The following is a 12652-nucleotide window of genomic DNA, read 5'->3' as shown; positions in this document are numbered from 1 at the left end:
TGGCCCACCTTAAGGCCATCCATTGGTTTCAGTCGAGAATGAAATGTCCCACGCCATAGATAAGGTGGTCTAGAGCGCCGCCATGTGCGGTTTCGACGCTGCTGACAAGGCTCACGACATGCTGCAGAGCATCGTTGACGGCCGAACCGTGCACGCCGTCGAATGCAGGTGCGGCATTCCCGAGCGCTGACTCAACACTGCTGAGGGGCGCTCTGCCGTGAGGTGCCACCGGGCGAAACACGAAGGAGTCGTTTGACGCCATTACCTGGCTTGCTGCGCTAATCGTCCCGTCCCCATTCAGATCCTGATGGAGGATGCTCTCATATGATTTCAGTGTCGCGCTCGCGCCCGAGACCACCGGTGTCAGGCTGGAGACGTAGTTGCCATTGCTGTCGGTGCTCCACATTACGTACTGGTCGGCATTGCCACTCTTCCACACCACGTCATACCCGGACGAGATCTGCTCGGCGCCGATCGGCACATACGATCCACATTGTCCCAGCACAATAGCCACACCGCCGGACTTCAGCGAAGGACCGGTCCCATTGGTGTAGAGATAGTAATTCGAGTCGACTTGAGCGAGCGTCGTAGATCCCGCGGATTCGATCACCGTCGTGGTGGCGACAGGCGTGACAGGGCCGACCGGACCGATCGTTCCATCCCCGTTGAGGTCTTGATGGAGAATGTTCTCATAGGACTCCAGCGTCGCGCTCGTGCCCGAGACCACCGGTGTCAGGCTGGAGACGTAGTTGCCATTGCTGTCGGTGCTCCACACTACGTACTGGTCGGCATTGCCATTCTTCCACACCACGTCATAGCCGGACGAGATCTGCTCGGCGCCGATCGGCACATACGATCCACATTGTCCCAGCACAATAGCCACACCGCCGGACTTCAGCGAAGGACCGGTCCCATTGGTGTAGAGATAGTAATTCGAGTCGACTTGAGCGAGCGTCGTAGATCCCGCGGATTCGATCACCGTCGTGGTGGCGACAGGCGTGACAGGGCCGACCGGACCGATCGTTCCATCCCCGTTGAGGTCTTGATGGAGAATGTTCTCATAGGACTCCAGCGTCGCGCTCGTGCCCGAGACCACCGGTGTCAGGCTGGAGACGTAGTTGCCATTGCTGTCGGTGCTCCACACCACGTACTGGTCGGCATTGCCATTCTTCCACACCACATCATAGCCGGACGAGGTCTGCTCGGCGCTGATCGGCACATAAGGCCCACATTGTCCCAGCACAATAGCCACACCGCCGGACTTCAGAGTTGGCCCGTTGCCACTGGAAATCAGCTCCAAAACATAGTTGTTGACAGACTGCACCAGTTCGGTTGCGCCGAATGATTCAATGATGGTGGGCGCTGAGCTGTAGGTCGAACTCGCAACCATGCCGTCGGCAAACTGGAAATACTCAACGTTCGTGACCGTATCGGTCCCGTCCGGTGAACCGGATCGCTGATCGGCAATCGTGAAGGTCTGCGTCGCCGAATTGTAGGAAACGGCGTAGTTCGCCCTATTGCCCGAATTCACTGCCGTATCGGTGCCCGCGCCGCCGATAATGGTATCGTTGCCGCCGCCGCCGGTGATCGTATCGTTGCCGGCGCCGCCGCTCAACACGTTCGCAATGGCGTTACCCACGATCGTGTCGTTGCCGGCCCCACCGATGGCATCATCGATGTAGGAGCGCGCATCACCATTGTAGAGATAGGCGTTGTAGACATTGCCTGAGGCGTAATGGCCGTTGCCGAGATTAGCCAGTTGCGCCGACGAGAACAGTGACGACGCGCCTGGACTTAGATTGATGTTCAGGTTCGTCGTGTAGTTCGACAGGTCGTAGGTATCGGCGCCGCCGCCGTCCCAGACCGTCTCGTAGATGCGGTTGGCCGAGCCGCCGCCGCCGCCGCCGGGCGCGAGCTGTCCGACGCCGTTGATGAACTCCTGCCCCGTGGTCGGATTCCAGGTGTAAATAGTACTGCCGCTCTGGGACGTGTAGTTCGCGCCGTACATCGTTTGCAGCGCGAGAATATCGTTCGCCATATAGGTCTGCGGATAACCATACGCCTCGTTGGTGTAGCCGCTCGTGGTCGAAGCGCCGACATAGCTGCGATAGCTCATTACGGTATATTCGCTGTCGTCATGCACGCTCGGCACCGCGACGTTGGCGGGTCCGCCAGTCTCCTGGCTGTGTTTGAGCCCGAGGGCGTGGCCGAGTTCGTGCAGCGCCGTCGTGAAATAATAATTGCCGAGCTTGGCCAGCGAGTAATTGTATTGGGACCCGAACCACACGTCGCCGCCCGCCGCATAGTTACCGGGGTAGTAGGCGTAGGAGGTCGGATTGGCCGACGGCGACTGCGCGATCATGATATCGGCGCCGTTCGTGCCCGCGTACTGAAGATCAGCGTTGGTGTAGCTGCGGATCAATCCGATCGCATAGTTGATCGCCGCCTGCATCTGGCTTGGCGCCGAGGCAAAGCCCGAGCTGGTCGGCTCGCTGCCGCCGCCGCTGTAGGGGTAGGTGTAGTTGCTGGACGAGTCGGGGAAACTATACGCGATCGTGCCGGTCCATTTATAGCCGGACAGCAGGCCGTCGATGTCGGCGTTGTTGGTGGCACTGACGTAAACAGAGGTAGCCAATGGACTCTCCGGAGCAACGCATCGCGCGCGATTCGTGGGCACGTGATTCTAGCTTGAGAGTTATACGTTTCGTTTAAATTTGGCCGACGTGCACGCCCCTCTTCCAAAACGCCGTGCTAGCCATCAAATTCTGTATTTATACGGGCCAGGGGCCGGCCGCAGGTTCTGCTTGCAGGTATGGTAAGGGAAGCATGAAATCAGGCCCATTTTCAATAGGTTTGATCAGCCTCCTTGCGGTGCTCGCGGGGGCGGATCGTCTGTCCATCGGAGAACAGCTCGCCATGGTCGGGAAAGCCAATGCGGACGACAGCGGCAAGGAAAGCGGCAAGGCGGGACGCGCCCCCTCGATGCCAATGGCCCGCGATCCTTCCGCCGCGGTGGCGGAGGAGTTCGAAGCCGCCCGCCGGAAGGGAACGCGGGAGGCGTTCGAGCTCTTCATTGCGCGCCACGGCGACGCCCCACTGGCCGAGCAGGCGCGCGCCGAGTTGAAGCGCTTGTCGCGCTGATCCCTTTCACGCAGCGCAGCAAACCGCGTCAGGGCAGACCCCGTCAGGCACCGCATTTCGACAGGCGGCCTCCGCGCCGGCCCAGACTTGCCGCATGATCTTTCGGCACTATGGTAGGCCGCAATCTGTCCCGGAGCCTATCACGATGCCCCTCCCGCATGCCTCGGAAGCCCTGTCGCGCTTCACTGTACTTGATCTGACCCGCGTCCGGTCTGGCCCCACCTGCGTGCGCCAACTCGCGGACTGGGGCGCCAATGTCGTCAAGATCGACGCGCTGACCGAGGATGCCGGGGGGGAGCAGCCGGGCGGGCCGCGACGGGGGTCCGATTTCCAGAATTTGCATCGCAACAAGCGGGCGATGACGCTGAACCTGAAGGACGAGCGCGGGCTCGCCGTGTTCAAGCGCATAGCAGCCAGGGCCGACGTCGTGGTCGAGAATTTCCGTCCCGACGTGAAGAAGAAGCTCGGCATCGACTATGAGAGCCTGCGCGAGATCAATCCGCGCATCGTCTATGGCAGCATCTCCGGCTTCGGACAGGACGGCCCCTATCACAAGCGGCCGGGCTTCGATCAGATCGCGCAGGGCATGGGCGGACTGATGTCGATTACCGGCGCGCCGGGCGAAGGGCCGATGCGGGTCGGCATTCCCGTCGCCGACCTCACAGCCGGCCTGTTCTGTGCCATGGGCATCCTCACCGCGCTGCTCGAGCGCGAGGTGTCGGGCAAGGGCCAGTGGGTGCAGACCTCGCTGCTGCAAGCGCAGATTTTCATGCTCGACTTCCAGGCCGCGCGCTGGCTGATGGAGAAGGAAGTCGCCAAACAGGCCGGCAACAACCACCCGACCAGCATCCCGACCGGCGTGTTCAAGACCTCGGACGGCTACATCAACATCGCCACCACCGGCGGGCGGATCTGGGAGCGTTGCGCGCAGGCGATCGGTGCGCCGGAGCTCTACAGCCATCCCGATTATGCGACCGCCCCGGCCCGCTCCAAGAACCGCGACGCGCTCAACGCCGAAATCGAAAAGCGCACGGTGACGAAGTCGACCGAGACCTGGGTCCGCGAGTTCAACAACGCCGGCGTGCCCTGCGGACCGATCTACGGCATCGACCAGATGTTCGAAGACGCGCAGGTCAAACATCTCGGCATCGCGCAGGACGTGCCGAACGACGAGGATCGCCACATTCGACTGGTCGGCCAACCCGTCACGCTGTCGCGCACGCCGAGCAAGATGGTGGCGCGACCGCCGGAATTCGGCGAGCAGACGAGCGAAGTGCTCGCCGAGTTCGGCTTCGCCCCTGACGAAATTGCCGAACTGAGACGAGCGAAGGTCGTTTGACGCCGCCCAGCGCCAACGCGCGCGGCCTGCTGGGGCCTGCGCATGGCTCGGGGATCCTCTCGCGGCCCGCCCGAACCGATCTGCCACGGCGATTTCGGACCGACGAATATCATGCTCCAGGGCGCAGAACCGCGCGTCATCGTCGCCGTCCTGCTCAAATCCTGCCTCGCGATTTTCTCAGGCGCGCATCTGACGCGGTGCCGGCCCATGCCCGCCTCACCCGAATTCTCGAGCTGCCCCGCTAGGCTGCCTTCTCCCCCTGTCTGCGAACCGGCTTTCCAGCCAGCAATGATCCGTTGATTTGTATCGTTCTACGATATATTTCCGGCGCCGGCCGATGTGATCGGCGCCACTTCGTCATCCTCACAATCGCGTTATCCCGATCGGACCAAGATGCCCCGCCCCATCCCCGCCAATTCCCTGCCGCGCCTCGGCGACTTCACGACAGACCGCCGCGTTCTCATGCTGGTCGCCATGGCGATCTTCGTCGGCGCGGGTGGCGCCGGTACGGCGTGGCTGTTGCTGCGTGCCATCGCGCTCGTTACCAATGCCGTGTGGCTGCACACGTTGAGCACGCAGACCCTCTCGACAGCCAATCTGAAACCCGACGCCTGGATGGTTGCGGCCCCGGCCTTTGGCGGCCTCGTCATCGGCCTGATGGCGCGCTTCGGTTCCGAAAAAATTCGCGGCCACGGTATTCCCGAGGCGATCGAGGCCATCCTCATCGGCGGCAGCCGTCTCCAGCCGAAAGTCGCCGTTCTCAAACCGCTGTCGTCGGCCATCTCGATCGGTACTGGCGGCCCGTTCGGCGCCGAGGGCCCGATCATCATGACCGGCGGTGCTGTCGGCTCTCTCTTCGCGCAATGCTTCCACCTCAGCGCGGCCGAACGCAAGGCGTTGCTGGTGGCCGGTGCCGCGGCAGGCATGACGGCCATCTTCGGAACACCGATCGCGGCCGTCATGCTCGCCGTCGAGCTTCTCCTGTTCGAGCTGAAGCCACGCAGCCTGATTCCCGTGATCGCCGCCTGCGTGGTCTCGTCGTCGCTGCGGCCCTGGCTGATCGGCAGCGGCGCACTGTTTCCGTTCGCCGGCCAGCTCGATCTGCCTTGGTGGGGGCCGCTTGCCTGCGTCGGCGTCGGCGTGGTCGCGGGATTGCAATCGGGATTGCTGACCACGCTGCTGTACAAGGCCGAGGATTTTTTCAATCACCTGCCGATCCACTGGATGTGGTGGCCGGCGATCGGCGGACTGTTCGTCGGCGCCGGCGGCTTGATCGAACCGCGGGCACTCGGTGTCGGCTACGACATCATCGGCGACCTGCTCAACGACAACGTTGTAGTATCAGTCGCGGTGCTAATCCTGCTGGTAAAGTCCGCGATCTGGATCGTCGCTCTCGCGTCGGGCACATCCGGGGGCGTCCTCGCGCCGCTTCTCATTTTCGGCGGCTGCGTCGGCTGGCTCGAAGGACAATTGCTGCCGGGGTCTCATGGGGCCTGGGCGCTCGTCGGCATGGCCGCGATGATGGGTGGCACCATGCGCTCGCCGCTGACCGGTATCCTGTTCGCCGTCGAACTGACCGGCGACTTTCCGCTGCTCGGATCGCTTCTGATTGCCACGAGCGCCTCCTATGCGCTCACCGTATTGCTGCTCAAGCGCTCGATCCTCACGGAGAAAATCGCGAGGCGCGGCCAGCACGTGGTGCGCGAATACGGCATCGATCCCTTCGAACTGCTCCGCGTCAACGAAGTGATGGTGACGGACGTCGATACGCTGCCGGCAACGATGACGGTCGGCGAAGCGGTGACGTTCTTCTCCGGGAACGGGCGGCGTCACAAGTGCTATCCGCTGATCGATGCGGACGGTCAGGTCTCGGGTCTCGTCGGCCGCTCGGACGTCCTGCGCTGGCGAGCGGAAAGCGCTGACGGTCGCGACACCCTGTTCGACTGCGCCTCGGACCGCTCGCTCACACTCGGCTATCCCGACGAACCGGTGTCACATCTTGCGGATCGGATGGTTCTGGCCGACGTCGGGCGCGTGCCGATCGTCGAACGCGCGAGCGGGCATCTCGTCGGCCTGGTTGCCCGCAAGGATCTCCTGCGCATTCGCGCCACCGCAAGATCCGTCGAGAAGCAGCGCTCGGCCTTCTTCGGCCTTGGCCGCCGGAGCCCGTCAGAACAGGTGACCGCCCTTGACGACGCGCGGCTTTAGACAGCGGATTCGCCTCGCCGACGATCTGCGCCTACGACCCTCGTTGCTAGTTCGACGCGGGTTTCGCCCGCCCCGTCCATCCGGCGCGCCCAAGAAGACCGTCGATCACCGGCCAAAATAGCAACAGGATGGCCTGCGTCGTGATCGGGTCGACCAGACCGCTCAACCAGAACACTTTGAGGTTGCCGCCGGACCCGATCATCGACAGGTGGAAGACATCCTTGGCGCGGTTGCCGAGCACGAAGACTAGGGGAGGCCGGCGTCGTCTGAGTCCGCTCACGATAGGGGCAGTCTCGCATTGGGTAAAACGTTGGATGCCTGCCCGTTCGGGCCGCCCGACCCGACCGGATAAGCCGGATTGAGCCTCCATCCCGATTTTCACGAAAAAACAGCCTCCGTTCGAGCCGTTCCTCGTTGTTAAGGCAAGACCGCTTTAACCACAGGTGCTCTAGATTTCAGCTCATTCAAAGCGGAATGAACCCCAATGGCGATCGATTCCCGGACGGTTAGCTACAGCATCATTGTCCCGGTCTTCAATGAGGAGGCCGTTCTCCCTATATTGCTACGCCGGCTCGACCTGTTGCTGACCCGGCTCAACGGCGCGGCGGAGGTCATTATCGTCGACGATGGCAGCAGCGATTCCGGCTCCATCGTGCTGGAAGCACTCGTCAAACGCGATCCGCGCTATCGCTTGATCGGCCTGTCGCGCAATTTCGGCCACCAAGTCGCTATTACCGCCGGCATGGACGCGGCGCAGGGCCAAGCGATAGTGGTTATGGATGCCGATCTGCAGGACCCCCCTGAGGTCGTGGAGCAACTTATCGCCAAATGGGAAGAAGGTTACGAAGTCGTCTATGCGCGGCGCCTGTCGCGCGCTGGCGAAAGCCGGTTTAAGCGCTCGACGGCCCATCTGTTCTACCGGATACTCGGGCGCATGACCTCGGTTCGGATTCCGGCCGACGTCGGTGACTTCCGCCTGATCGATCGCAAGGTGCTCGACGCGCTGCGCCAGATGCCGGAGCGGGACCGCTTCGTGCGCGGCATGATCGCCTGGCTCGGCTTCCGGCAGACTGAAGTGACCTTCCATCGCCTTGAGCGCGCGGCCGGCGAAACAAAATATCCTCTGCTCAAGATGACCCGTCTTGCGTTGGCTGCAGCGCTCGGCTTTTCCGATGTGCCCTTACGCCTGGCAATCTGGTGTGGGCTCGTGGTGTCGAGCCTGGCCCTCCTCTACGGCGGCTGGGTGCTTGTGCTGTGGATGAGCAAGGACAGCCACCTGGTTGCCGGCTGGTCCTCGACCATGGTCGTGATATCGCTCCTATGCGGACTTAACATGCTCATGACGGGCATCGTCGGGCTCTACATCGGCCGCATTCATGCCGAGGTGAAACACCGTCCACTCTACGTCGTGCAGAAGCGGTTGGGCTTCGATCGCGCCCAGGCTGCGCCGGCGAGCGCCGCAGCTCACGCCATGCACGAATAGTGAGCCCACATGAGCGAGCTCTTCGACCAGTACCGCAGCAATTACCGGGACGTCGTCCAATCATCGATCGACTTCTCGGGCCTGCCCCACAGCTTCTTCATGCGCTCCAAAGCCGACCTCCTGCGCGACCTGACCGCGCGGCGTCTCGGATCGGCAAGACCCGCGATGCTCGACGTCGGTTGCGGCGTCGGTAGCTTTCATCCGTTGCTGCGCGACATGGTCGGCAGCCTGACCGGCATCGATGTTTCATCGGAGAGTATCGAGCAGGCGCGCGCCGACAATCCCGGCGGCGAGTACCGCGCCTTCGACGGCAGGAGCTTTCCCTTCGACGACGACAGTTTCGATATCGTGACTGCGATTTGCGTGCTGCACCACGTCGCGCCTGCCCAATGGACCAACTTCATCAATGAGATGCGGCGCGTGGCGCGCCCGGGGGGCCTTATCTGCATCATCGAGCACAATCCCCTCAATCCGCTTACCCGCCTTGCCGTTGCGCGCTGCGAATTCGATCGCGACGCCGTGTTGCTCAGCGCTCGCAAGGCACGGAGATTGATGGCGGCTAGCGGCTTGCAGAAGATCGGCGCGCATCATTTCCTACTGTTGCCCTGGGAGGCAGAGCCGGCACGCCGCGTCGAGGGCGCCTTGAGGCGTATTCCGCTCGGCGCCCAATACGCCGCCTTTGGTACCGCCTGAACTATTTCTACAACACATCCAACCGCCGATGGGCGACCGCCACATTGTCGCTGAAGATGCATTGCCAGTTCGGCGGGCAGTGGAGCAGCGTCACCCCCGGCGTGTCCAGCTCAAGCAGTATCTCATCAAGCTTGTATTCGTCGAGCAGCTTGAGAAAATCGCGCCGCGCCTGATGGGGCCAAATAGACGCGCCCCAGAAGGCAATCAATACAAGAGCCAGCGCTCCAATTCCTAGTAGCAGAAGAACGGCTTCCAGCATGACGAATCAAGCTCCGTCCGCGAGTAGGATATTCGTCGCGAAAGCCGGGATTAACCAAACGTCTTCCTGCACGGGACAGGGATCGGCGGCGCTCTCAGTAAGGACCTCAATGGCTTCTGAGCGGTAGTTCCAGATTTTCATAGCGAGTTCTCAGTATTTGATCCACGCAAGCAGCGCGATATTGCGCGGCCGCGCCTCGGAGTCGCCGAGCCCGCCGTTAACGCCACCGCTCGCGCCGGTAGTCGGCAACTGCGCGACAGCCGTAGCGCCACCAGGCGAATTGTAGAAGTGAGACGGTGCGCAACTTGGTATCGGCGAAGGGTCGGTCATGAGTTGCTCGATTATAGGTTGCAAATTGAGATTGTCGCCCCGCTGGGGGAATCTAATGATCCATCGGTTTGTTGCGCCCGGTTGCCGTTCGCTGTCCGTTCTCGCTCAACACGTCTATCGGAGGATGGACCGGGAATGGAAATATTAACCTGAACTCTTCAACTTGAGCCAGACGGGGGCGAAACCAATGACGCTCCGGCGCACGCTCAGGCGCCGAACCATCTCCGGGGTGACGGCAAATGATCGATGGTAATGATGACTATTCGCGAAGGTTTCAGGAACTAAGGCCATCTCTCGTAAATGACGAAGGTCTCAGATACGCGGACTTCATCAAGACGCTGACGCCCAACTATACGAGGCTCTATCTGGACATTGCGCTCGGCTACTTTGCGCTGATTGTTACTTTTGCGTTTGTCCGCGCCGTGCCCGTGGAAATGGACTATGGACTGCTATTTACTGTGTTTGCTGGTGCAATCTCTATTGGCTTCTGGATCGCCTACCTGCAACTGTTCCTTCATGAAGGCGCTCACTTCAATTTCGCCCCTGATAGAGGACAGAGTGATTTTCTATGCAACATTCTGGTTGCTTGGATGATAGGCACATCTGTTCAGCAGTACCGCATCACCCATTTTCAGCATCATCGCGCGCTCGGCAAAATCGACGACAGCGAATCGACTTATTTCTCCTCGCTTAATCTGGCATTTCTGATCAAGGCTCTGTTTGGCGTCCGAGTGATGGAAGTGCTGCGGTCGCGCACAAAACTTGAAGCTAAAGCCAAGAGGGTCGATCGAGGCACATGGGTCAGGCCCATGGGTCTCCTTGCGCACATTGCAATCGTCACGATTTCCTTCTTTTCTCGCGAGCTACTTTTTTGCGTCGCGTGGGTCCTGGGGACCGTGATGTTTTTCCCCCTCTTCGGCGCTCTTCGCCAGTTGCTGGAACATAGAGGCCCCTCTGCGGATTCATGTGTCGATTACAATGAGCATGATCATGGCGCCTATACGAGGGTGTTTGGACCCGGCATATTCGCTTCGGTATTCGGAGCCGCGGGATTCAATCGCCACCTACTGCACCACTGGGAGCCGCAGGTTTCCTATACCAACTTGCATGAAATGGAGGCATATCTCCTCAAGACAGAGTTAGCATCGGTTATCGAGCAGCGTCGCTCCACATATTTGAAAACGTTCCTCAGTCTCTTCAGGTTCACATGACCAAAATAACGTGCCCGATTTGTGCCGATGGTTCTGTGCGTCATTTCGCGAAAGCCAACGACGTTGAGTATTTTACATCCGGCAGGCTCTTCGATTTCTACCGCTGTGACAGCTGCGATATTCTGTTCATTTACCCGATGCTGTTGGATCGGCTGAATGAAATCTATCCATCCAACTATTATTCGTTTCACGCCAATGCAGCAGATACCTTGGCACTACGCTTCAAGAAGCGTCTTGACGACAGGGCTTTCCAAGCAATCACCAAACAACTCAATGGAGAACGCCTGTCTGCATTAGACATTGGAGGCGGAATCGGTTGGCTCCTCGACGGGCTGAAGAGAGCCGATTCCAGAATTGCTGATACAACCGTCGTAGACATTGATGCTGGAGCGGCCGATGTCGCCCGCGCCAAAGGTCACAACTTTCACCTCACGCCTATTGAAGGCTTCGAGACTGAAAAAACGTTTGACTTGATCTTGATGCTAAACCTGATCGAGCACGTTCCGGATCCGATCCAGATACTGAAAAAGGCAAAGAGCCTGCTTTCTCCCGGTGGTCTCATTTGGATTAAAACGCCCAACTACGACTCGCTAGACGCTCGTATTTTTAGATATCGTTCCTGGGGAGGATATCACACGCCTCGACATTTTGTTCTCTTCACCAAACCTAGCTTCATTCGTCACTGTGAATCCGCGGGCCTTCATGTTTTGAATTGCTCGTATACGCAAGGTGCCCCGTTCTGGACCGTAAGCGCCATTAACGAATTAAAGCGCGTTGGCCTCGCGGAGGTGTCAGCTGCACGGCCATCGCTGCAGAACAGCCTTACTCCCTTTTTTCATCTGCTTTTTGCGGCGTTCGATTTTGTCAGGATGCCTTTCTCTAAGACGTCGCAGATGAATTGCATCCTCACGGCCCAATCATCCACTTCTGAGACATCATCGGCAACACCGATTTCGAGGGCGAAGTTGGGGTCAAGCAGGATTTCTGGCGGTGCGTGATCACGTCGCTCCAATAGGAATCAGCGCGCGGGCCGGACGGCAATCTGAATCCCGGCTCCATATGAATGCCATGGCTGAAAAGACTCCCGACGCTCCCTAGAAGAGCTGCGAGATCTGCGTGCAAGATCATCCGTTTGGCGAGAATTCTCCGACCTCTCTCAGCCATTACCCCACGCAAAGACCTGCGCTCAGGACGTGCCGAACGACGAGGACCGCCACATTCGACTGGTCGGCCAACCCGTCACGCTGTCGCGCACGCCGAGCAACATGGTGGCGCGGCCGCCGGAATTCGGCGAGCAGACCGACGAGATCTTGAAGGAGTTCGGCCTCAGTGCAGACGAGATCGCGACGCTCCGGAACGCCAAGGTGGTGTGAAAGAACGGCCGCGTCGCGACAGCCGGCCTTTCGGATCCGGGCCGCCGCGGTGATCACCATCGGCCGCGCATTGACGGCTTAGGCAACCATCTAGATCTTACGCAAACCGTCGAAACGCGAGCCGACATAGCGGAGAAAGGTCGTTGTTGGACAGGTCGACCGACCCGCCGACTTGCTTGACGCCGATCGTGTTGAAGGAGATCGTTGTGGCGTCAATGTTGATGCCGCCGCCCGAGATGGCAATGCCGGCAACCGAGTTGCTTGACACGACCGAATTGCTGAGGTGAACGGCGGCGCCGGCGCCCACGCCGATACCGCTGGCCGCGTAGATCACCTTGACGTTGCTGAGCGTCGCCTTGATCAAGCCCGCAGCCGCGCTAGCAATCGTAAAGCCGCTGCCTCCCATATCCCGTGGCGTTCACGACGTTCAGCGCTCCAGTTTCCAATCCGCTAATGGGATGGTCCGGCCGTGCTCCTGCCCCGCCAGCGATAAGCTGGCCAGGGGCGCCAAGACAGGGAGCACGCCATGTCCCAGACACCCAGTACCGCGATCGCCGTGATCGGCATCGATATCGGCAAAAACTCGTTCCACGTCGTGGGCCACGATACGCGCGG

General features: G+C 60.4%; 12 protein-coding genes and 2 pseudogenes. 8 read left to right on the top strand and 6 right to left on the bottom strand.

Features of this window, described 5'->3' with window-relative positions; translation table 11 throughout:
* Positions 1-28: 28 nt before the first annotated feature.
* Positions 29-2635, bottom strand: a complete 2607-nt coding sequence (locus CT676_RS09470; protein ID WP_244623124.1) for a M10 family metallopeptidase C-terminal domain-containing protein — start codon at positions 2633-2635, stop codon at positions 29-31.
* A 281-nt stretch (positions 2636-2916) separates the two neighbouring features.
* Here CT676_RS09470 and CT676_RS09465 point away from each other — a divergent pair, with 281 nt between their 5' ends.
* The 3 genes from CT676_RS09465 (at position 2917) to CT676_RS09455 (ending at position 6688) form a co-directional block, all read left to right on the top strand.
* The gene (locus tag CT676_RS09465) at positions 2917-3141 is read left to right on the top strand and encodes a hypothetical protein (RefSeq protein WP_244623144.1); all 225 of its coding nucleotides are present in this window, start codon (positions 2917-2919) and stop codon (positions 3139-3141) included.
* A gap of 145 nt (positions 3142-3286) precedes the next feature.
* On the top strand, positions 3287-4480 hold the full coding sequence (locus CT676_RS09460) for a CoA transferase (protein WP_135214442.1): 1194 nt from the start codon (positions 3287-3289) through the stop codon (positions 4478-4480).
* Positions 4481-4873: 393 nt separating this feature from the next.
* Positions 4874-6688: a chloride channel protein gene (locus tag CT676_RS09455; protein WP_135214441.1), complete on the top strand. Its 1815-nt coding sequence runs from the start codon at positions 4874-4876 to the stop codon at positions 6686-6688.
* Between the two features lie 46 nt (positions 6689-6734).
* Here CT676_RS09455 and CT676_RS09450 read toward each other — a convergent pair.
* Positions 6735-6929 (bottom strand): annotated as a pseudogene (locus CT676_RS09450) (tripartite tricarboxylate transporter permease); the annotation flags it as partial.
* A gap of 243 nt (positions 6930-7172) precedes the next feature.
* On the opposite strand from CT676_RS09450, the gene CT676_RS09445 reads away from it, so the two are divergent.
* Positions 7173-8171, top strand: coding sequence for a glycosyltransferase family 2 protein (locus tag CT676_RS09445; protein WP_135214440.1), 999 nt, complete (start codon positions 7173-7175; stop codon positions 8169-8171).
* A gap of 9 nt (positions 8172-8180) precedes the next feature.
* A complete protein-coding gene (locus CT676_RS09440) occupies positions 8181-8864 on the top strand; it encodes a class I SAM-dependent methyltransferase (RefSeq protein WP_135214439.1) in 684 nt (227 codons plus the stop codon).
* Positions 8865-8871: 7 nt separating this feature from the next.
* Here the strand turns inward: CT676_RS09440 and CT676_RS09435 are convergent, their stop codons facing one another.
* Together CT676_RS09435 and CT676_RS09430 are read right to left on the bottom strand one after the other, a co-directional pair.
* Positions 8872-9123 (bottom strand): hypothetical protein, encoded by a 252-nt coding sequence (locus tag CT676_RS09435; protein WP_135214438.1) that lies wholly within the window; start codon positions 9121-9123, stop codon positions 8872-8874.
* 150 nt (positions 9124-9273) lie between these two features.
* Complete coding sequence (locus tag CT676_RS09430; protein ID WP_135214437.1) at positions 9274-9453, bottom strand: hypothetical protein; 180 nt, start codon at positions 9451-9453, stop codon at positions 9274-9276.
* 239 nt (positions 9454-9692) lie between these two features.
* Between CT676_RS09430 and CT676_RS09425 the strand changes: the two genes are divergently transcribed.
* From CT676_RS09425 to CT676_RS09415, 3 genes and pseudogenes are all read left to right on the top strand, one after another.
* On the top strand, positions 9693-10664 hold the full coding sequence (locus CT676_RS09425) for a fatty acid desaturase (protein WP_135214436.1): 972 nt from the start codon (positions 9693-9695) through the stop codon (positions 10662-10664).
* On the top strand, positions 10661-11662 hold the full coding sequence (locus CT676_RS09420) for a class I SAM-dependent methyltransferase (RefSeq protein WP_135214435.1): 1002 nt from the start codon (positions 10661-10663) through the stop codon (positions 11660-11662). Before CT676_RS09425 ends, CT676_RS09420 begins: the two co-directional genes overlap by 4 nt.
* 186 nt (positions 11663-11848) lie before the next feature.
* Positions 11849-12037 (top strand): annotated as a pseudogene (locus CT676_RS09415) (CoA transferase); the annotation flags it as partial.
* Positions 12038-12134: 97 nt separating this feature from the next.
* Here the strand turns inward: CT676_RS09415 and CT676_RS09410 are convergent.
* Together CT676_RS09410 and CT676_RS44845 are read right to left on the bottom strand one after the other, a co-directional pair.
* The gene (locus CT676_RS09410; RefSeq protein WP_135214434.1) at positions 12135-12401 is read right to left on the bottom strand and encodes a right-handed parallel beta-helix repeat-containing protein; all 267 of its coding nucleotides are present in this window, start codon (positions 12399-12401) and stop codon (positions 12135-12137) included.
* Between the two features lie 63 nt (positions 12402-12464).
* On the bottom strand, positions 12465-12652 hold a 188-nt coding region (locus CT676_RS44845), incomplete at its 5' end, for a hypothetical protein (protein WP_205124594.1).

The sequence above is a fragment of the Bradyrhizobium sp. MOS001 genome, assembly GCF_004634465.1.
In the GTDB taxonomy this organism is placed as follows: Bacteria; Pseudomonadota; Alphaproteobacteria; order Rhizobiales; family Xanthobacteraceae; genus Bradyrhizobium; species Bradyrhizobium barranii.
This window is presented reverse-complemented; position numbering and strand designations above follow the sequence as displayed.

Coding starts and splice junctions, on each gene's coding strand:
- CT676_RS09440 (WP_135214439.1), top strand. CDS start 8,181: ATGAGCGAGCTCTTCGACCAGTACCGCAGCAATTACCGGGACGTCGTC.
- CT676_RS09425 (WP_135214436.1), top strand. CDS start 9,693: ATGATCGATGGTAATGATGACTATTCGCGAAGGTTTCAGGAACTAAGG.
- CT676_RS09430 (WP_135214437.1), bottom strand. CDS start 9,453: ATGACCGACCCTTCGCCGATACCAAGTTGCGCACCGTCTCACTTCTAC.
- CT676_RS09455 (WP_135214441.1), top strand. CDS start 4,874: ATGCCCCGCCCCATCCCCGCCAATTCCCTGCCGCGCCTCGGCGACTTC.
- CT676_RS09435 (WP_135214438.1), bottom strand. CDS start 9,123: ATGCTGGAAGCCGTTCTTCTGCTACTAGGAATTGGAGCGCTGGCTCTT.
- CT676_RS09420 (WP_135214435.1), top strand. CDS start 10,661: ATGACCAAAATAACGTGCCCGATTTGTGCCGATGGTTCTGTGCGTCAT.
- CT676_RS09460 (WP_135214442.1), top strand. CDS start 3,287: ATGCCCCTCCCGCATGCCTCGGAAGCCCTGTCGCGCTTCACTGTACTT.
- CT676_RS09465 (WP_244623144.1), top strand. CDS start 2,917: ATGGTCGGGAAAGCCAATGCGGACGACAGCGGCAAGGAAAGCGGCAAG.
- CT676_RS09445 (WP_135214440.1), top strand. CDS start 7,173: ATGGCGATCGATTCCCGGACGGTTAGCTACAGCATCATTGTCCCGGTC.